We start from the raw sequence: 19,949 nt of genomic DNA on the forward strand, positions 1-19,949 counted from the left end.
GTTATAGCACGCTATCGCATTGAAGAGTTGACAAGACAGTGTAATTGAGATATGCTTTTTATGAGGAGTGGGGCATGTGCGAAAGGAGAAAACCTATGGCAGAAGTGAAGAAAACATCAACTGTGAAGACGGACGCGGTGGAAACCACGGCAAATAGTTCAGGTGCTGAGAAAGTATCCGGAAAAGAAACAAAAACGACAGCAAGGAAGACGACCACGAAGACAACTGCAAAAGCAGCAGTAAAAAAAGCTCCGGCGAAAAAGGAGACGAAGGCTGCAACGAAGGCAACAGAGAAGACGATAAAGACACCCAGGAAAAAAACACCGGTAAAGCCAACGGTGAATCTGCAGTTTAGTGGTAAGTCATACAGTATAGAAGACTTAACCAAAATCGCAGAGGACGTTTGGAAGTATGATTTACATAAGGATGAGGAAGCGTATAAATCTCTGGAACTTTATGTTAAGCCGGAAGAGAGTGTTGCATATTATGTATTTAATGAGGATATTGCAGGAAGCTTCTTTATTTAATTAATGTAGTAATAGTAATTGATATTTTAAGAGAAAATATGAGCAGAATATTCTGTTCATATTTTTTTTATAATTATTTTCCGGGTTATCTGTTGACATTATATATAGTAAGTGATATTTTATGGTAAGAAGATATTAGCACTCCCATCTAATGAGTGCTAATAAAAAGATAGGAGGATGATGAATTGCAGTTAGATGAAAGAAAAATAAAAATAATGCAGGCCATTATCCGCAACTATCTCGAGACCGGAGAACCGGTAGGAAGCAGAACCATTTCCAAATATACAGATTTGAATCTGAGTTCGGCGACCATAAGAAATGAAATGGCGGATTTGGAAGAGTTGGGTTACATTGTTCAACCTCATACTTCTGCAGGAAGAATTCCTTCCGATAAAGGATATCGCTTATATGTGGATCAGATGATGGAGGAGAAGGAACGGGAAGTTGAGGAACTTAAAGAACTCTTGTTAGAGAAAGAAGATAAGATGGATCACTTGCTAAAGCAAGTCGCGAAGGTCTTAGCTCAGAATACGAACTATGCCACTATGATATCCGCACCTCAATACCATCGGAATAAGTTGAAGTTCATACAGTTATCCCGGGTAGATTGCCATCAGCTTCTGATAGTTACGGTTGTGGAGGGCAATGTCATTAAGAATGATATCCTGAATATAGAAGAAGAGTTAGACGATGAGATTCTACTGAAGTTGAATATTTTATTGAACACTCATTTGAATGGGTTAGCGCTGGAAGAAATTAATTTAGGCATGATAGCATCGATGAAACAGCAGGCTGGCATACACAGCACGATCGTTGGAGAGATTATTGATGCGATAGCCGAAGCGATTAAGGCTGATGAAGACTTGGAGATATATACTAGCGGTGCGAATAATATTTTCCGTTATCCCGAGCTTGCGGATAATCGCAAGGCAAGTGAATTGATCAATGCTTTTGAGGAAAAGAAACTTCTTGGAGAATTGATAGAAGGAAGGCTTGCGGACGAAGATAGCACCGGCATTCAGATTTATATTGGAGATGAGACGCCGATACAGTCCATGAAGGATTGCAGTGTTGTAACGGCAACCTATGAATTGGAGGAAGGAATGAGAGGAACCATTGGTATTATTGGCCCTAAGCGCATGGATTACGATAAGGTAGTAGGCACGCTTAAAATGCTTATGCATCAATTGGATGATCTATATAAAAAGCGGGAATAGGCAATAAAATAAGAAGGAAAGGAATAAATGAAGTGGCAGAGCAGAAAGATATCAATATGGAAGAAGCAGTGAAAGAGGATTCAATAAATAAAGAAGATACTATTAACTGCGAAGAAGTAGTAAATAATGAAGCCCCGGCAGATGAAGATCTTTTACAGGAGGATACCTTACAGGAAGAAATTGAATCCGAAGAAATAGAAGGTGAGGAAGAGAGTAGTAAGGGATTTTTCAAAAAGAAAACAGATAAAAAACAGGATGCATTAAAACAAAAGGTAGAAGAGCTTGAAGACAGAGTAAAGCGTCAGATGGCAGAATTCGATAACTTCAGAAAGCGTACAGATAAAGAAAAGGCAGTGATGTTCGAAACCGGCGCAAAAAGCATTATAGAAAAGATACTACCGGTAGTAGATAATTTCGAAAGAGGCCTGGCTACTGTGCCGGAAGAGGAAAAGGGAAGTGGATTTGCAGAAGGCATGCAGATGATTTATAAGCAGCTTATGACAGAGCTTGAAAGCCTCGGTGTAACGCCGATAGAAGCAATCGGCCAGGAGTTCAATCCCGACTACCACAATGCTGTTATGCAGGTGGAAAGTGAAGAGTACGGGACAGGGATTATCGCGCAGGAGCTTTTGAAGGGCTATATGTACCGTGATACGGTAGTAAGACATAGCATGGTGGCAGTAGTAAGCTAACCGTGAAAGAAAATGATAAGTGGCAGACAATGGAAACAATATATTTTAGGAGGGCTTAAATATGAGCAAAATTATAGGTATTGACTTAGGAACAACAAATAGCTGCGTAGCAGTTATGGAAGGCGGTAAACCTACCGTTATCGCAAATACAGAAGGCGCAAGAACGACACCGTCTGTTGTAGCGTTCACGAAGACAGGAGAAAGACTTGTCGGAGAGCCGGCAAAACGTCAGGCAGTAACTAATGCAGAGAAAACTATTTCTTCTATTAAGAGAGAAATAGGAACAGACAACGGATGTACGATTGATGACAAGAAATATTCCCCTCAGCAGATTTCCGCTATGATTCTTCAGAAGTTGAAAGCGGATGCAGAAAGTTATTTGGGAGAAAAGGTAACAGAAGCGGTAATTACCGTACCTGCTTACTTCAATGACGCACAGCGTCAGGCAACGAAAGATGCAGGAAAGATTGCAGGTCTCGATGTAAAACGTATTATTAACGAGCCTACAGCAGCAGCTTTGGCATATGGTCTTGATAATGAAAAAGAACAGAAAATCATGGTATATGACTTGGGCGGCGGTACCTTCGACGTTTCCATTATCGAAATTGGCGATGGAGTAATTGAAGTTCTTGCTACAAACGGTGATACACGTCTCGGTGGCGATGACTTCGACCAGAAAATTATCGATTGGATGCTCGCTGAGTTCAAGAGCCAGGAAGGCGTAGATTTATCGAACGATAAAATGGCACTTCAGAGATTGAAAGAAGCGGCTGAAAAGGCGAAAAAAGAGCTGTCCTCCGCAACGACTACTAATATTAACTTGCCATTCATTACAGCGACGGCAGAAGGTCCGAAGCATTTCGATATTAACCTGACAAGAGCTAAATTCGACGAATTGACTCATGATCTCGTAGAAAGAACAGCAGTTCCTGTTCAGAGTGCTATGAAAGATGCGGGACTTAATAATTCCGATATCGGTAAGGTACTTTTGGTAGGTGGATCTACTCGTATTCCTGCAGTTCAGGATAAGGTAAAACAGATTACCGGACAGGAGCCGAACAAGAGCCTTAACCCGGATGAATGTGTAGCTCTCGGTGCGTCCATTCAGGGCGGTAAGCTTGCCGGAGATGCAGGGGCAGGTGAGATTCTGCTTCTCGATGTAACACCTCTTTCTCTTTCTATCGAAACAATGGGTGGTGTTGCAACGAGATTAATTGAAAGAAATACGACAATCCCTACAAAGAAGAGCCAAGTGTTCTCTACGGCTGCAGATAATCAGACGGCTGTTGATATTAATGTAGTACAGGGTGAAAGACAGTTCGCCAAAGATAATAAATCTCTCGGACAATTCAGATTGGATGGTATTCCTCCGGCAATGCGCGGAGTTCCTCAGATTGAAGTTACTTTCGATATCGATGCGAATGGTATTGTAAATGTATCCGCGAAGGATCTTGGAACTGGTAAGGAACAGCACATCACCATTACTGCCGGATCCAATATGTCTGATTCCGATATCGACAAGGCGATCAAAGAAGCTGCAGAATACGAAGCACAGGATAAGAAGAAAAAAGAAGCGATCGATACGAGAAACGAAGCAGATTCCTTCGTATTCCAGACAGAAAAAGCGTTGGCAGATGTAGGTGATAAGATCGATGCTTCCGAAAAAAGCACTGTAGAAGCTGACCTGGAAGCCTTGAAAGCAGTTCTTGAGAGAACGAAAGAACAGGAAATGTCCGATAGCGATATCGATGAAATGAAAGCGGCAAAAGAGAAGTTGATGACAGATGCACAGGCACTTTTTGCAAAGGTTTATGAGCAGACACAGGGAGCTGCCGGCCCGGACATGAATATGGATATGGGTGCAGACGCTGCAGCTGATGATGTGGTAGACGGAGACTATCGCGAAGTCTAAGAATCATTTTGGAAAGTTTCGTGAGAATAAATATAACGGCTCTGCCGTAGACAGAATATGAAGTTCTCCTTATAAGAGGAAATCCTCTAATAAGAGGAACTTCATATCGTGCTTAACGGAGAAAACGTGTAACAACGGTATAGAGATAGGAAATGAATGAAATAAAAAAAGTTAATGCAAATGTACCGGAAATAATATATACTCAAAAAGATAGGCACTTATTCTGTAAAGTTAAAAATAACAGTTTTAAATAAGATGGAAACAATATAGTTAGAGGAGTTAATTATGGCAGAACAAAAACGAGACTACTACGAGGTACTCGGAGTAGATAAAAATGCAGATGATTCTGCAATTAAAAAGGCATATCGAGTTCTGGCTAAGAAGTACCATCCCGATATGAACCCGGGAGATAAAGAGGCAGAGAAACTATTCAAAGAAGCCTCAGAGGCGTACGCTGTACTTAGTGATCCTGAGAAAAAGCGCCAGTATGACCAATATGGCCATGCTGCATTTGACGGTGGAGCCGGCGGTTTCGGCGGATTTGATTTTAATAGTGCTGACTTTGGAGATATTTTCGGTGACATTTTCGGAGACTTCTTTGGCGGTGGACGCCGCGGCGGCAGGGCGAATAATGGGCCGATGAAAGGTGCCAATATTCGTACCAGTGTACGTATTACTTTTGAGGAAGCGGTATTTGGCGTAGAGAAGGAAGTGGAGCTTACGCTGAAGGATGAATGTACGACTTGCCACGGTAATGGTGCGAAGCCCGGAACCAGCCCTGAGACATGTACGAAGTGCGGAGGAAAGGGGCAGGTAGTATTTACCCAGCAATCTTTCTTCGGAACGGTAAGAAATGTACAGACTTGTCCGGATTGTAACGGTACCGGAAAGGTAATTAAAGAGAAATGTTCGGATTGCCACGGAAGCGGTTACATCGCAAATAGGAAGAAAATTAAGATATCCATTCCTGCCGGTATCGATAACGGCCAGAGCGTTAGAATTAGAGATAAGGGAGAGCCGGGAATCAACGGAGGACCAAGAGGTGACCTTCTCGCTGAAGTAATGGTAGGCAGGCATCCGATCTTCCAGCGTCAGGATTACAATATTTATTCCACGGTACCTGTGTCATTTGCGGTAGCAACCCTCGGCGGAGAGATTATGATCGATACGGTGGACGGTAAGGTTATCTATGAAGTGAAGACCGGAACGCAGACCGATACAAAAGTGCGCTTAAAGGGTAAGGGAGTACCTTCTCTTCGAAATAAAGAAGTACGCGGCGACCATTATGTAACCTTAGTCGTTCAAGTACCCGATAAGCTTTCTAATGAAGCGAAAGAACTGTTAAGACAGTTCGATGCGGAGACCGGCAATACCTTACAGGCCACCCAGGCACAAAGCAAGAACGCTGAATCGGAAGCAAAAGATAAAGATAAGAAAAAGAAGTTCTGGAAATAGAATAATGGGATATAGAAAACGGACGGATGCATAAAATTATACATCCGTCCGTTCTTTTATTCTTGAATCTATTCGTATTCTACAAATTCACCATACTCATCCCAGATATTGCATATCCATGTTTTTCCCTGATTGAAGACAATTTCATTATCATCTTTATCATAGAACTTAGCAGGAGTGGCATCGCCGTCATAGCGTTTCCATATTCCTTCGATTACTTTACCGTCAGTGAAAATGAGGGCTTCGCCTTCACCGTGTACGCCAAAAGCAAGATAATCCTTCGCATCGCGGACTTCGCCGTGGCAGTATTGAAGAACTACATTGGAGACAGAGAGCTGCTCATTGTTATATTCGTCAATCTGTGCTTTACCATTTTGGAAGCGATAGTAAAGCTTATCTTCCTCATCGTATTCGAAATAGGGATTGTAGGAGCCGTAGCCGCCTGCATTGCTTTCCTTGCCCCCGGGATAGATGAGAGTAGCATCTTTGTTATCGGGATATTCCGCACGGTAATCATCGGCGATAAAGGTAAACTGCGGAACATAATCTTTATCGTATTCTGTTTCGTATTCCCGGCGTTCAATGGCTTTGGCAAGGCCGTCCATAAATAGATAACCGGTGAACTCGGTAGCATATCCGGGTCTGCTGATTCTTCCGAATGCCACATCGGAAGGATTGTGGATTCCTTCTACCGCAGCGCTGATATTCTGAACAGTATCTCTATTGATAAGCTCTTCTACATAGGGTCTTGCGAGTCCCCAATTGCAATAGATGGCCTGATAGCCCATGGCAACATAGATATAATAGTCACGGCTGCTTCGCACAGGACCGATGTGATCCAATTCATCGTAATCTTCGAACATAGCCATTAATCTTGTAATGCGCCCTTCTACGGGAGCTTCATAGATGATACCCGCTTTCGTAAGACCGTATTGGGGTAATGCCTGTGTATTGTTGGGTATCATAACAGCGATAGGTCTTCTTGTAGCGACCTCCTCATCCAACCATTCTCCGGTCAGATAACTTTGCATCTTGCCGCCTACCACTTCTCGTTCTTCAATGATGGGAGGCCCTTCCTCCACCGGTTCCTCTTCCGCTACTTCCGGGACTGGCGCCGGTTCTTCTTCCGCAGGGGCTTCGTTCACCTCGCCAAGGGATAGCTCGTCCGTGTTATTCTTGCCGCATGCTGTCAAAATGAGCGGAACGGATAACAAGAAAGCAAACAATAAATATTTGTAATTTCTCTTCATCTGCGTTAATTCCTCTGAATAATAAATCGTATTTGCATATTGCATATGTAAATAACTCGATAAGATTATTAGTTACATGGCTATTATATAATACGCAATAGCAACTTGTCTATGGAAGAAAAATCTGGCTTGTTAAGGCATTTGCTGTTATTTATAACTTTATAAATAAGGGAAAAGGTGTTATGATAGCAGGGAAAAAGAAAAAGAACGTAATTATGAAGGTGCTGAACAGTTATAAAAGAACACCATAAAAAGGATGGGTTAACATATGAGATGGATAAAATTCAGAGTGAAAACGGTGACGGAAGCGGAGGATATTATTATCAGTACTCTGTATGATATCGGTTTGGAAGGGGCACAGATAGAGGATAAGGTGCCGCTTACCGCTTTAGAGAAGGAGCAGATGTTCGTAGATATTTTACCGGAAGTGCAGGAAGATGATGGTATTGCATATTTGAGTTTCTTTGTGCAAGAGAATGAGGACGGCAGCCTGAAACTACAGGGAAAGGATGTGACGTCAGAGGAGATTCTTGAGGCGATAAAAAGGGAACTGGAAGATCTGCGCATGTTTGTGGATATCGGTGAGGGAACGGTCACGGTAGATCGAACCGAGGATATCGATTGGATTAACAATTGGAAACAATATTTCCATCAGTTCTATATCGATGATGTACTGGTAATTCCTTCATGGGAAGAGGTGAAGGAGGAAGATGCGGATAAGATGATTCTCCATATCGATCCGGGAACTGCATTCGGCACAGGGATGCATGAGACGACCCAACTCTGCATCCGCCAGCTTAGGAAATATATTACTCCCCGGACAAAGTTGCTCGATGTAGGAACAGGAAGCGGGATTCTTGCCATCCTATCGTTAATGTTCGGTGCAGAGGAGGCAGTTGGTACAGATTTGGATCCTTGTGCAGTAGAAGCGGTAAGGGATAATATGGAAGCCAACAGCATTTCTCCTGAGAAGTTTTCCATGATGATAGGTAATCTTATTACGGAGAAAGAGATACAGGATAAGGTCGGCTATGGGTGCTATGATATTGTGGTGGCTAATATTCTTTCTGATGTACTCGTACCTCTGACCCCGGTAATCGTAAATCAAATGAAGCCGGGCGGCATTTATATTACCTCCGGCATTATCGATGATAAAGAAAAGGCAGTAGCTGAGGCGGTAGAAGCGGCAGGGCTTTCTATCGTGGAAACTACCTATCAGGGTGAATGGGTATCCATTACAGCGAGAAAGGTATGATTTTATTATGTATAACTTTTTTATAGAGCCTTCACAAATACAAGGGAATCAAATAACGATAACGGGAAGCGATGTAAATCATATTAAGAACGTGCTTCGTATGAGAATAGGGGAAGAAATTTCACTCAGTAACGGCGTGGATGGGAAGGAATACCGCTGTGGCATTGAGTGTATAGAAGAGGATAGGATTCTTTGCACCCTGCGCTTTATAAAAGAAGATGGAGTAGAGCTTCCTTCTAAGGTATATCTTTTTCAAGGGCTTCCAAAGTCGGACAAGATGGAATTAATTATTCAGAAGGCGGTAGAACTCGGGGTCTATGAAGTGATTCCTGTAGCGGCTAAGAGAGCTGTCGTGAAGCTGGATGCGAAAAAGGCCAAATCTAAGAGAGAACGTTGGCAGACCATTGCAGAATCTGCGGCCAAGCAGAGCAAACGCGGTATTATTCCTAATATAAAGGAAGTTATGACGATGAAAGAGGCTATTTCCTATGCAGCGGATATGGAAGTGAAGCTGATTCCTTATGAACTGGCGGAAGGGATGCAAGGAACGAAGGATATCATTTCTTCTTTGAAAAGAGGAGAGCCCATCGCTATCTTTATTGGCCCCGAAGGTGGATTCGAGGAAGGCGAGATACAGGAAGCGAAGGAAAATGGTATTGTTCCTATTACGCTTGGAAAAAGGATACTGCGCACTGAGACTGCGGGCTTTACAATTCTGGCATGGATAATGTACCAATTAGAAGAATAGGCATATAGTAACAATATAAACCTAAATTCATCAAATTATGTGACGATATCGGCGGTAAAGTCCGGTGGCGTAACTGTTCACTCCGTGAACAGTTACTCGGTGACCGCTATGAAAAATAGGAGATGGCAGACAGCATGGAAGTATATTTGGATAACTCGGCTACAACAAGATGTTTCGACGATGTGGCTTCCCTTATGACACAAATTATGTGTGAGGATTATGGGAACCCGTCCAGTCTGCACTTAAAGGGAGTACAGGCGGAGAGCTACATCAGGTATGCCAAAGAAACTATAGCAAAGATACTAAAGGTAAGCGAAAAGGAGATTTTTTTCACATCTGGCGGAACGGAAGCGGATAATATTGCTTTAATAGGTGCGGCATGGGCGAATCATAGAAGAGGAAAGCATCTCGTTACGACGGCAATTGAGCATCCGGGGATTATGCAGACAATGAAACACCTGGAGGAAGAGGGCTTTCGTGTCACTTATCTTCCGGTGGATAAAAACGGCTTGATTCGTGAAGCGGACTTGGCAAATGCGATAATGAGGGATACGATACTCGTTTCCATTATGCATACGAACAATGAAATCGGAGCGTTGCAGCCAATTGCAGAAGCGGGAGCGCTTATTAAACGGAGGAATCCAAATACTTTATTTCATGTGGATGCGGTACAGGGCTTTGGTAAGTTCCATATCTATCCGAAGAAGATGAATGTCGATATGCTTTCTGCAAGCGGACATAAAATCCACGGTCCCAAAGGGGTAGGATTTCTATATATTAATGAAAAGACGAAGGTAAGGCCAATCAGTTTCGGCGGCGGACAGCAAAACGGTATCCGTCCGGGAACAGAAAACGTGCCCGGATCGGCGGGATTGGCGAAAGCAGCAGAAATGCTCTATACCAATCTGGATGAAGAAGTGAATATGCTCTACACCTTGAAACAGAAGTTCGTCGATGGGGTGACGAGAATTGAAGGAGTCAATGTAAATGGATTGACGGGAAGAAACAGTGCGCCTCATGTAGTTAGTGTATCTGTCAGAGGGGTCAGAAGTGAAGTGCTCCTTCATGCTCTGGAAGATAAAGGAATCTATGTATCAGCAGGAAGTGCTTGCTCAGCACGTAAACCACAGCCGTCAGCCACCTTGAAGGCGATCGGTGTGGAGAGAGATTTGTTGGAATCTACGATACGTTTTAGCTTTTCAGTCTTTACAACTGTAGAGGAAATCGATTATACTTTACAGACGATGTACGATATGATACCGATGCTTCGAAGATATACGAGACATTAACGAGAAAGTCGGTAACTACTCAGCAGGTCTGTGTATTTATGAAGATCGATAGATGATGTCCCGCGGTGTTGCGCCGCGGGTAGGAGGATAATAAGATGTTTACAGCTTTTTTGATAAAATATGCCGAAATAGGTATTAAAGGAAGGAACAGATATATTTTTGAAGATGCTTTAGTACAGCAGATAAAATATGCGGTGAAAAGGTGTGATGGTGAATTCAAAGTTTATCGGACACAGGGAAGAATTTATGTAGAAGCGTTATCGGAATTCGATTTCGATGAAGTGGTGGACAACCTTAAGACAGTCTTTGGTATTTCCGGTATCTGTCCGGTAGTTTATGTAGAGGACGAGGGCTTTGAAAAGCTGGGAGAAGAAGTTGTTAAGTACCTCGGGGAAGTATACCCGGAGCAAAATAAAACGTTCAAAGTACATGCCAGAAGAGCGAGGAAAAATTACCCACTGAATTCCATGGAAATCAACAGTGAAATGGGCGGTGTTATTCTGGATAGCTATCCTGAGATGCGTGTGGATGTTCATAATCCGGATATTATGTTGAACATAGAGATTCGGGAAAAAATTTATATTTATTCGGAGATTATTCCCGGACCGGGTGGAATGCCTGTAGGCACAGGCGGAAAGGCAATGCTCCTTTTATCAGGAGGTATCGATTCACCGGTGGCGGGATATATGGTTGCCAAGCGCGGTGTGAAGATCGATGCGGTATATTTTCATGCACCTCCGTATACGAGTGAACGTGCGAAACAGAAGGTAGTGGATTTGGCCAAGTTAGTTTCCCGCTATACAGGCCCTATTTACCTGCACGTTATTAATTTCACGGATATTCAGTTATATATTTATGAGAAATGTCCTCACGATGAACTTACTATTATTATGCGCCGCTATATGATGCGTATTGCGGAGAGGATTGCAAGGCAGACGGAGTGCCTTGGACTGATTACAGGAGAGAGTATCGGTCAGGTAGCTTCACAGACGCTACAGAGCCTGGCTGCAACAAATGAAGTGTGTACGATGCCTGTTTATCGTCCCCTGATTGGTTTTGATAAGATGGAAATTGTGGAAGTTTCAGAGAAAATCAATACTTATGAGACGTCTATACTTCCTTATGAGGATTGCTGCACCATTTTTGTGGCGAAGCATCCGGTTACTAAGCCGAACCTTAATATTATAAGGAAGCATGAAGAGAATCTGGCGGAGAAGATTGAAGAATTGGTGGAAACCGCGCTTGCAAATGATGAATTGATCATAGTGCATCAATAATCTACATGAATACATTTTATTTGTAAAATACACGTAAGGACACCTTCGACACGGAGTGCTTTTATTCCGCGCGCGCAGCTGCGCATCCGTTTTATGTAATGGAAGCACTTCCCTATTACATAAAAAAAGCACTCGGAAAACTCCGAATGCCTTTCGCACTTATGTTGCAATCACATTTCATGTATGGCCTGTCTGGGTAGACACGGCCCTTAGTACATGTTAAATCATGTAAGGTTTCAATGCATCGAGAACTACTTCTGCATTGTCTTCTGCATGAATATTCAGATCGATTGGTTTTGATAAATCCAAGCTGAAGATACCCATAATGGACTTCGCATCAATCACATATCTGCCGGATACTAAATCAAAATCATAGTCGAATTTCGTAATATCGTTTACAAAAGATTTTACCTTATCAATGGAATTTAAAGAAATCTGAACTGTTTTCATTGGTTTCTACCTCCTTGATGTTTTCATGCCTTCTGTTATAATACTAACGGTTGGATTGGTAAAAGTCAATGCTAAAACAATACAAAAAAAGTGAGGAATAATATGAAAAGTGTAGCATTACATAACCTGGGGTGTAAGGTGAATGGATATGAACTGGACGTAATGCAACAAATGTTACAAGAAAAGGGATATAATATTGTATCTTTTGATGAATGGGCGGATATATATATCGTTAATACATGTACTGTGACAAATATTGCAGATAGAAAGAGCAGGCAAATGCTCCATAAAGCACGCAAATTGAACCCTAAGGCAGTGGTGGTAGCTGCAGGCTGTTATGTGCAGACCGGCAAGGAAGATATTATCAAAGATGTGGGCGTAGATTTGGCGATTGGGAATAATAAAAAGAAAGAGCTTGTCTCTATTCTGGAAAAATATCTGGAAGAGTGCGGCAAGGGAGAAAGTGGAAAAGCAAACGAAAAAACGAATGAAGAAACAGAAGTCGGACTCTGGAATGAAAAGACGCTGGATGATACGACGATTATCGATATAGGAAGCATTAGTGAATTCGAAAATATGGAGCTGAAAGAGACTTCCGGGAATACCCGCGCTTATATTAAGGTGCAAGATGGCTGTAATCAGTTCTGCTCTTACTGCATTATTCCTTATGCGAGGGGCAGAGTGAGAAGTCGAAGACAAGAAGATGTTCTTCAAGAAATCACAGGGCTTGCAAAGCATGGTTATAAAGAAGTAGTGTTAACAGGAATTCATATCAGCTCTTATGGCGTTGATTTCGGAGCGCCTGCGCTTCCGGAACTTATAAAAGCCATTCATGAAGTGGAAGGAATTGAAAGAATTCGTTTAGGTTCCCTGGAACCCGGAATTATTACGGAGGAGTTTGCAGAGAAACTGCGTATACTTCCTAAGTTCTGTCCGCATTTCCACTTGTCTCTTCAAAGTGGCTGTGATGAGACTTTGAAAAGAATGAATAGGAAATATACCTCAGGGGAATACTACGAAAAAGTGAAGCTTTTACGTCGGACCTTTGATAATCCGGCTATTACTACTGATATTATCGTAGGATTTCCGGGAGAAACAGAAGAAGAATTCCAGATCACAAGAGCATATTTAGAGAAGATAAAGCTCTATGAAATTCATGTTTTCAAGTACTCCAAGAGAAAAGGCACCCGTGCGGCGGAAATGGAACATCAGGTAACGGATGAAAAAAAGACGCAGAGAAGTAATATACTTTTGGCAATGGAGAGAGAGAATTCTACAAGTTATAGAGCGGAATACATAGGAAGAGAAATAGAAGTACTGTTCGAGGAAGAGAAAGAGATAGATGGAGTGCTCTACCAGACAGGCCATACTGCACAATATGTAAAGGCGGCGAAGAGGGCTGAAGGGACCTTATCCAATCAATTGATAAGCGGTAAAGCAGTAGGCTTTTTGCAGGGAGATATCTTGCTCATGGAATAAAGAAATCATTAAATTAGTGTAAATTGATTGAATTTTCCAGATGGATGGGGTAATATTAAAAGATAATAACTATTCAACAGGTTTGCGCATTTACTGCGCTGACCGTAAGAATACGTGGAACAGTAAGTGAAAATCCCACCACCGAAGGTGATTTTAATGGATTTTCATAAAGCAATCTTTGCTTTTGTAACGGAGAGGGGACCGAACTGTTACATGATAGGACGTAATGCAACAGTAGATAAGGGCGTGGTGATATGCAGGATTTTGGTAATACACAATTTTTTAACGTGGAGACGGAACCGGAGACAGGTGTGGAAGTAGTTTTGTCTACCGTATATGAAGCATTGACTGAGAAGGGGTACAACCCTGTGAATCAGATTGTAGGGTATATTATGTCCGGAGACCCAACATATATTACGAGCCATAAAAGTGCGAGAAGCCTTATTATGAAAGTGGAGCGAGATGAATTAGTAGAAGAGCTGCTTACCAAATATATTGAGGCGAAGCGCTGGAAGAATGGTTAAGCATTCGAAATGAATTATAATATTCAATGAATAAAGAACATTCGTGGAAGGATATAAGGTGAATCCATGCGTATTATGGGCTTGGATTTCGGGTCGAAGACGGTAGGAGTGGCAATTAGCGATGCGTTGTTACTCACTGCTCAGGGCATTGAAATCATAGAGAGAAAAGAAGAAAATAAATTACGTAAGACGATGGCTCGTATCGAAGAGTTGATTGAGGAATATGAAGTACAAGAAATTGTCCTTGGGCTGCCTAAGAATATGAATGATACTCTTGGAGCCCGCGCGGAGCTTTCCATGGAATTCAAAGAGAATCTGGAGCGCAGAACAGGCCTTCATGTAAAGATGTGGGATGAGAGGCTTACTACTGTTGCGGCAGATAAAGTGATGATGGAAGCAGGAATCCGCCGGGAGAATAGGAAGCAGCATGTAGATCGAATTGCAGCATGCTTTATTTTGCAAGGGTATTTGGATTACCTTAAGAACGAGGAGAATAAGTAGTGGATAAAATAATCTTTAAACCGGAGAATGAAGAGCCGGTTGAATTTTACGTGTTAGAACAAACGAAAATAGGAGGCTGCCAATATATTCTTGTAACAGAACAAGAAGAAGGCGATGCGGACGCATTGATATTGAAAGACGTTTCGGCACCGGAAGAGACGGAAGCGATATATGAAATCGTGGAAGATGATACAGAGCTTAGTGCGGTTGCGGCAGTTTTTGAAAATATACTGGAAGATATCGAACTCTCGTAACCATTCATCAGGTCTGCGCATTTACTGCGCTGACCGTAAGAATATGTAGAATAGTTACGTTTTAGTGCAGTTGTAAAAGGGATGGGGATACATGGTAGTGAATAGGGAGCAATTTATGCAATTGCTGAAAGATAAAGGCTTAAAGGTAACAACTCAAAGGCTTCTTGTTCTGGAAGCTCTTGCTTCATGCCCCGACGAACATCTAACTGCAGAAGAAATTTATGAAATGGTAAAAGCGGACTATCCAGAGATAGGACTTGCTACTGTTTATAGAACAATACAGATACTTTGGGATTTACACTTGATTGATCGCATTAGTTTGGACGACGGATTTGTCCGTTATGAAATCGGAAATGTGGGAATGGGTACGGCAAAACACCATCACCATCATTTGATTTGCACAAAATGTGGTAAAATAAATTCCTTCGAGGACGACTTACTGGAGGAATTAGAAGATAAAATTACAAGGACGACCGGATTCCATGTGATGGATCATGAAGTGAAACTCTACGGGTACTGTGAAGAATGTGGAGGAAAAACCGATTGAAAAAAAATGAAAAAGAGAGCAGTTCTAAGCTTAAGATTATTCCTTTAGGAGGCTTGGAACAGATTGGTATGAACATTACTGCCTTCGAATATGAAGACAGTATTGTTGTTGTGGACTGTGGATTATCTTTCCCGGATGATGATATGCTGGGAATTGATTTAGTAATTCCGGACACCACTTATCTGAAGGAAAATATAAATAAAGTAAAAGGATTTATGATTACTCATGGACATGAGGATCATATCGGCGCGCTTCCTTATGTATTGCGCGAAATTAACGTTCCTATTTATGCGACAAAGCTGACGATGGGAATTATTGAGAACAAATTAAAAGAGCATAACTTAATGGGAAATACCAAAAGAAAAGTCGTTAAATTTGGTCAATCCATTAATTTAGGCCAGTTCCGTATTGAATTTATCAAGACAAATCATAGTATTGTAGATGCCGCTGCACTTGCTATTTATTCTCCTGCAGGAATCATTGTTCATACGGGAGACTTTAAGGTGGACTATACGCCGGTATTCGGTGATGCCATCGATCTGCAGAGATTTGCAGAAATCGGGAAAAAAGGTGTCTTAGCTCTTATGTGCGATAGTACCAATGCAGAGCGTCCCGGATTCACCCAGTCTGAGAAGACAGTGGGGAAGGCTTTCGATACGATTTTTACCGAGCATAAAGATACGCGAATTATTGTTGCTACTTTCGCATCCAATGTGGACCGCGTGCAGCAGATTATCAATTCTGCCTATAAGTTCGGCAGAAAAGTAGTGGTGGAAGGCCGTAGTATGGTCAATATCATCGAGACGGCAACGACGCTTGGCTATCTGGATATTCCGGATAAGACATTGATCGATGTGGAGCAACTGAAGAATTATCCTTTGGAAAAGACGGTAATCATCACTACGGGAAGCCAGGGGGAAAGTATGGCCGCCCTCAGCCGTATGGCGGGCGATATCCACCGAAAGATATCCATTGTTCCCGGAGATACAGTTATCTTTTCTTCGAATCCGATTCCCGGGAATGAAAAGGCAGTTACCAATGTTATTAATGAGCTTCTTATGAAAGGCGCCGACGTTATTTTCCAGGATGTGCATGTGTCGGGTCATGCTTGCAGAGAAGAAATTAAATTGATTTATACCCTCGTGCATCCGAAATATTCCATACCGGTTCATGGAGAATATAAGCATCTGAAGGCTCACGCCAAAATCGCAAATGAACTCGGCATCCCGAAGGAGAATATTTTTATTTTGAATTCCGGCGATGTGCTGGAGCTTGGACAAGAGGAAGCTAAGGTTACCGGAAAAGTACCTGTGGGTGAAGTTCTTGTAGATGGTCTCGGTGTGGGTGATGTTGGAAATATTGTGCTTAGGGATAGACAACATCTTGCAGCAGATGGTATTCTTATTGTCGTTCTTGCGCTCGACCAACATACGGATCAACTCGTATCAGGACCGGATATTGTTTCCAGAGGATTCGTATATGTAAGAGAATCCGATCAGCTTATGGATGAAGCGAGACATGTTGTGGACAGTGCAGTTCACGGCTGTCTGGATAGAGGTGTCAGCGATTGGGGCAAGATTAAGACAAGTATTAAGGATTCCTTAAGTGATTATGTTTGGAAGAAGACAAAACGCAGACCAATGATACTTCCAATTATTATGGAGGTTTAGAATGACCGGCAGTATAAATGATGCGGCGAAGGAGTTTGTGGGTGCAGTCAGGAATTCATCCGAGTATCGTGAATATGTCATGCAGCTTAACAAGATAAAGAACCAGCCGGAATTATATGAAAAGGTCAATGAATTCAGACGAAAGAACTTCATTTTCCAGAACGAGGAGGAGTCCGATGACCTTCTGGACCGTTTGGAGGAACTTGACAGGGAATACGAAAGCTTATATGATATTCCGCTAGTGGCAGATTTTTTCGAGGCAGAGACTTCCTTTTGCAGGATGATGCAGGATACCACGACACTGATTGTAAACGAACTTGATTTTCAATAAGGTTGTGAAAGGAGCATTTTAGAGTATGAATACCAGACAATTGATAGGGACTGTGTTCGATACGGTTTTGAAAATAGTAATAATAATAGTGGTGGTCATGTTCACTTATAAATATGCGACAGAATCTTATGATTTCGGATATCGGATATTCGCTGAAGAGCCGGTATCTTCAACAGAAAATGCAAGAATTATCAGTATTGGCATTACCGAAGAAGCTACAGTGATGGATATTGGCGAAGTGCTTGAAGAAAAAGGGTTAATCAATGACGCACGTCTCTTCTATGTGCAGGAGCTGATTTCCAGATACCATGGAGAATTGAAGCCGGGAATTTATGAGCTTAGCAGCGATATGACGGCAAACGAGATGATGGAAGTTATGTCAGCGGAAGATGTGCAGCAAGAAGCCGATTCGGAAGAGGAGAGCACAGAGGAAACAGGTGGACCGGAAGAATCGGTTGAGGGCGAAAGCGTGGGCGAGGATTCGGTAACAGATGCGGAGTAAGAACGAAAATGATTACGGATGAAAGAATCAGTGTCTTTATTAATTCCTTCGATAAAGGAAATACAGAATTTCTAAATGAAATAGAAAATGAGTGCAGAAGAACAAATGTCCCCGTGATTCGTACGCAGATGCAAAGCTTACTTCGCCTGCTTTTAGCGATGAATCGCCCCACCTCTATCTTGGAGGTGGGAACGGCCATTGGTTTTTCTGCACTTCTTATGAGTGAATATGCGCCGGAAGATTGCCGGATTACGACAATAGAAAAGTATGACAAGAGAATACCCCTTGCCAAAGAGAATTTCCGCAGAGCGGGCAAAGAGGATGTAATCACTTTATTGGAAGGTGACGCTGCGGAAGTTTTGAAGGGGCTTATGGAAACCTATGATTTTATTTTTATGGATGCGGCGAAAGGCCAGTACATTAAGATATTGCCGGAAGTATTGCGTCTGTTAAAGAAAGGCGGCTTGCTCGTATCGGATAATGTATTACAGGACGGAGATGTTATCGAATCCCGGTTCGCAGTAACGAGAAGGAATCGAACGATCCATTCCAGGATGAGAGAGTATCTCTATGAATTGAAGCATAACGAGCAATTGGAGACAGCAATTTTACAAGTGGGTGACGGGGTTACTGTCAGTGTGAAGTTATAAAAGAAGAAAGGGTAATTATTCAGTAGGTGCTGAACAGTTACAAGAAAGGTATGGTTATTGTAATGAGAAAACCGGAACTTTTGATTCCTGCAGGGAGTCTGGAAGTGCTGAAAACAGCGGTTACGTTTGGAGCGGATGCCGTATATATCGGCGGAGAGGCCTATGGACTTCGTGCCAAAGCGAAGAACTTCAGTATGGAAGATATGGCAGAAGGAATTCGGTATGCTCATGAGCATGGAGTAAGAGTTCATGTAACGGCGAATATTTTGGCGCATAATGAAGATCTGGAAGGTGTAAGGGAGTATCTTCAGGAATTAAAGGGGATGAAACCCGATGCTCTCATTATTGCGGATCCCGGTGTCTTTATGATGGCAAGAGAAATCTGTCCGGAAATCGAAATTCATGTGTCCACCCAAGCCAATAATACGAACTACGCTACCTATAATTATTGGTATGGACAGGGAGCGAAAAGGGTGGTATCGGCGCGCGAGTTGTCTCTTGCAGAGATAAAGGAAATTAGAAAAAGAATACCGGATGATCTTGAAATAGAAAGCTTCATTCATGGAGCGATGTGTATTTCTTATTCCGGAAGATGCTTGCTTAGCAGCTATTTTACAGGCAGAGATGCCAACAGAGGTGCATGCACTCATCCATGCCGCTGGAAATATTCATTAGTGGAAGAGAAAAGACCCGGAGAATATATGCCGGTATATGAGAATGAAAGAGGAACATATATCTTTAATTCCAAGGACTTATGTATGATCGAATATATTCCGGAGCTGCTCGATGCCGGAATCGACAGCTTTAAGATAGAAGGAAGAATGAAAACCGCTCTCTACGTGGCGACAGTAGCACGAACCTATAGAAAGGCAATTGATGATTACCTGGAATCGGAGGAAAAATATCGCGCTAATATGGATTGGTATCGTGCGGAAATTGCAAAATGTACTTACAGGCAGTTTACCACAGGCTTTTACTTCGGCAAGACAGATGAGAACTCACAGATATATGATTCCAATACTTATGTAAATGAATATATCTATTTGGGAACGGTATCGGAAGTGGATGAGAAGGGGTATGCCCGCGTGGAGCAGCGCAATAAATTTTCAGTAGGTAATCGTATTGAGATTATGAAGCCGGATGGAAGTAATGTATTGACCACAGTTCTGTCTCTTATGACGGAAGCGGGTGAGCAAGTAGAAAGCGTTCCTCATTCGAAACAAATATTTTATGTACAGTTAGACGCAGAAACAAAGGTTGGAGATATCCTTAGAATTGAAGCACCGAAACAAGGCTCTGATTCCCTAAATGACATGGATTGCTCTCGTTGTATAAAATAAACAGTAAAACGACGAAATATCCCCTATTTTTTATGAAATTAAATAAACTTAAAAATAGGGGGTTGCAATTTTGCAAACG

21 protein-coding genes are annotated in these 19,949 nt (G+C 42.2%); 19 read left to right on the forward strand and 2 right to left on the reverse strand.

The features are described 5' to 3' along the window. Positions 1-95: 95 nt before the first annotated feature. The 5 genes from RBB56_RS11805 to dnaJ all read left to right on the forward strand — a co-directional run bounded on the left by RBB56_RS11805 (position 96) and on the right by dnaJ (position 5,803). Positions 96-527, forward strand: coding sequence for a DUF6465 family protein (locus RBB56_RS11805; RefSeq protein WP_306719156.1), 432 nt, complete (start codon positions 96-98; stop codon positions 525-527). A 185-nt stretch (positions 528-712) separates the two neighbouring features. Then, positions 713-1,744, forward strand: a complete 1,032-nt coding sequence (gene hrcA / locus RBB56_RS11810) for a heat-inducible transcriptional repressor HrcA (RefSeq protein ID WP_306719157.1) — start codon at positions 713-715, stop codon at positions 1,742-1,744. 32 nt (positions 1,745-1,776) lie between these two features. After that, the gene (grpE, locus tag RBB56_RS11815) at positions 1,777-2,436 is read left to right on the forward strand and encodes a nucleotide exchange factor GrpE (protein ID WP_306719158.1); all 660 of its coding nucleotides are present in this window, start codon (positions 1,777-1,779) and stop codon (positions 2,434-2,436) included. A gap of 61 nt (positions 2,437-2,497) precedes the next feature. Next, a complete protein-coding gene (gene dnaK / locus RBB56_RS11820; protein WP_306719159.1) occupies positions 2,498-4,348 on the forward strand; it encodes a molecular chaperone DnaK in 1,851 nt (616 codons plus the stop codon). Positions 4,349-4,633: 285 nt separating this feature from the next. After that, complete coding sequence (dnaJ, locus tag RBB56_RS11825; protein WP_306719160.1) at positions 4,634-5,803, forward strand: molecular chaperone DnaJ; 1,170 nt, start codon at positions 4,634-4,636, stop codon at positions 5,801-5,803. A 68-nt stretch (positions 5,804-5,871) separates the two neighbouring features. Here the strand turns inward: dnaJ and RBB56_RS11830 are convergent, their stop codons facing one another. Continuing rightward, a complete protein-coding gene (locus RBB56_RS11830) occupies positions 5,872-7,098 on the reverse strand; it encodes a DUF3048 domain-containing protein (protein WP_306719161.1) in 1,227 nt (408 codons plus the stop codon). A gap of 223 nt (positions 7,099-7,321) precedes the next feature. Between RBB56_RS11830 and prmA the strand changes: the two genes are divergently transcribed. From prmA to thiI, 4 genes are all read left to right on the forward strand, one after another. Then, entirely contained in the window at positions 7,322-8,308 is a 987-nt protein-coding gene (prmA, locus tag RBB56_RS11835) for a 50S ribosomal protein L11 methyltransferase (protein ID WP_306719162.1), read from the forward strand. A 7-nt stretch (positions 8,309-8,315) separates the two neighbouring features. Beyond that, a complete protein-coding gene (locus RBB56_RS11840) occupies positions 8,316-9,056 on the forward strand; it encodes a 16S rRNA (uracil(1498)-N(3))-methyltransferase (protein ID WP_306719163.1) in 741 nt (246 codons plus the stop codon). Positions 9,057-9,190: 134 nt separating this feature from the next. Beyond that, positions 9,191-10,345, forward strand: coding sequence for a cysteine desulfurase family protein (locus RBB56_RS11845; RefSeq protein ID WP_306719164.1), 1,155 nt, complete (start codon positions 9,191-9,193; stop codon positions 10,343-10,345). A 95-nt stretch (positions 10,346-10,440) separates the two neighbouring features. Then, positions 10,441-11,622 carry a tRNA uracil 4-sulfurtransferase ThiI gene (gene thiI, locus RBB56_RS11850; RefSeq protein ID WP_306719165.1) on the forward strand — a complete coding sequence of 394 codons (1,182 nt, stop codon included), beginning with the start codon at positions 10,441-10,443 and terminating at the stop codon, positions 11,620-11,622. Positions 11,623-11,841: 219 nt separating this feature from the next. Here thiI and RBB56_RS11855 read toward each other — a convergent pair whose 3' ends face one another. Further along, positions 11,842-12,072: an HPr family phosphocarrier protein gene (locus RBB56_RS11855; RefSeq protein ID WP_306719166.1), complete on the reverse strand. Its 231-nt coding sequence runs from the start codon at positions 12,070-12,072 to the stop codon at positions 11,842-11,844. A 102-nt stretch (positions 12,073-12,174) separates the two neighbouring features. Here RBB56_RS11855 and mtaB point away from each other — a divergent pair, with 102 nt between their 5' ends. The 10 genes from mtaB to RBB56_RS11905 all read left to right on the forward strand — a co-directional run bounded on the left by mtaB (position 12,175) and on the right by RBB56_RS11905 (position 19,870). Beyond that, positions 12,175-13,551 (forward strand): tRNA (N(6)-L-threonylcarbamoyladenosine(37)-C(2))-methylthiotransferase MtaB, encoded by a 1,377-nt coding sequence (gene mtaB / locus RBB56_RS11860; protein WP_306719167.1) that lies wholly within the window; start codon positions 12,175-12,177, stop codon positions 13,549-13,551. A gap of 254 nt (positions 13,552-13,805) precedes the next feature. Further along, the gene (locus tag RBB56_RS11865; protein WP_306719168.1) at positions 13,806-14,075 is read left to right on the forward strand and encodes an IreB family regulatory phosphoprotein; all 270 of its coding nucleotides are present in this window, start codon (positions 13,806-13,808) and stop codon (positions 14,073-14,075) included. A 66-nt stretch (positions 14,076-14,141) separates the two neighbouring features. Further along, complete coding sequence (gene ruvX / locus RBB56_RS11870; protein WP_306719169.1) at positions 14,142-14,576, forward strand: Holliday junction resolvase RuvX; 435 nt, start codon at positions 14,142-14,144, stop codon at positions 14,574-14,576. Then, positions 14,576-14,830, forward strand: a complete 255-nt coding sequence (locus tag RBB56_RS11875) for a DUF1292 domain-containing protein (RefSeq protein WP_306719170.1) — start codon at positions 14,576-14,578, stop codon at positions 14,828-14,830. Before ruvX ends, RBB56_RS11875 begins: the two co-directional genes overlap by 1 nt. A gap of 91 nt (positions 14,831-14,921) precedes the next feature. Then, a complete protein-coding gene (locus RBB56_RS11880; protein WP_306719171.1) occupies positions 14,922-15,377 on the forward strand; it encodes a Fur family transcriptional regulator in 456 nt (151 codons plus the stop codon). Then, entirely contained in the window at positions 15,356-17,047 is a 1,692-nt protein-coding gene (locus RBB56_RS11885) for a ribonuclease J (protein WP_442905406.1), read from the forward strand. The genes RBB56_RS11880 and RBB56_RS11885 overlap by 22 nt, the downstream gene beginning before the upstream one ends. 1 nt (position 17,048) lies before the next feature. Continuing rightward, positions 17,049-17,378, forward strand: a complete 330-nt coding sequence (locus RBB56_RS11890; RefSeq protein ID WP_306719173.1) for a YlbF family regulator — start codon at positions 17,049-17,051, stop codon at positions 17,376-17,378. Between the two features lie 25 nt (positions 17,379-17,403). Further along, positions 17,404-17,880 carry an endolytic transglycosylase MltG gene (locus RBB56_RS11895; RefSeq protein WP_306719174.1) on the forward strand — a complete coding sequence of 159 codons (477 nt, stop codon included), beginning with the start codon at positions 17,404-17,406 and terminating at the stop codon, positions 17,878-17,880. 8 nt (positions 17,881-17,888) lie between these two features. Further along, positions 17,889-18,530, forward strand: coding sequence for an O-methyltransferase (locus RBB56_RS11900; protein ID WP_306719175.1), 642 nt, complete (start codon positions 17,889-17,891; stop codon positions 18,528-18,530). Positions 18,531-18,580: 50 nt separating this feature from the next. Beyond that, the gene (locus RBB56_RS11905) at positions 18,581-19,870 is read left to right on the forward strand and encodes a peptidase U32 family protein (RefSeq protein WP_331525667.1); all 1,290 of its coding nucleotides are present in this window, start codon (positions 18,581-18,583) and stop codon (positions 19,868-19,870) included. Positions 19,871-19,949: the final 79 nt, after the last annotated feature.

The sequence above is a fragment of the Kineothrix sp. MB12-C1 genome (assembly GCF_030863805.1).
GTDB lineage: Bacteria > Bacillota > Clostridia > Lachnospirales > Lachnospiraceae > Kineothrix.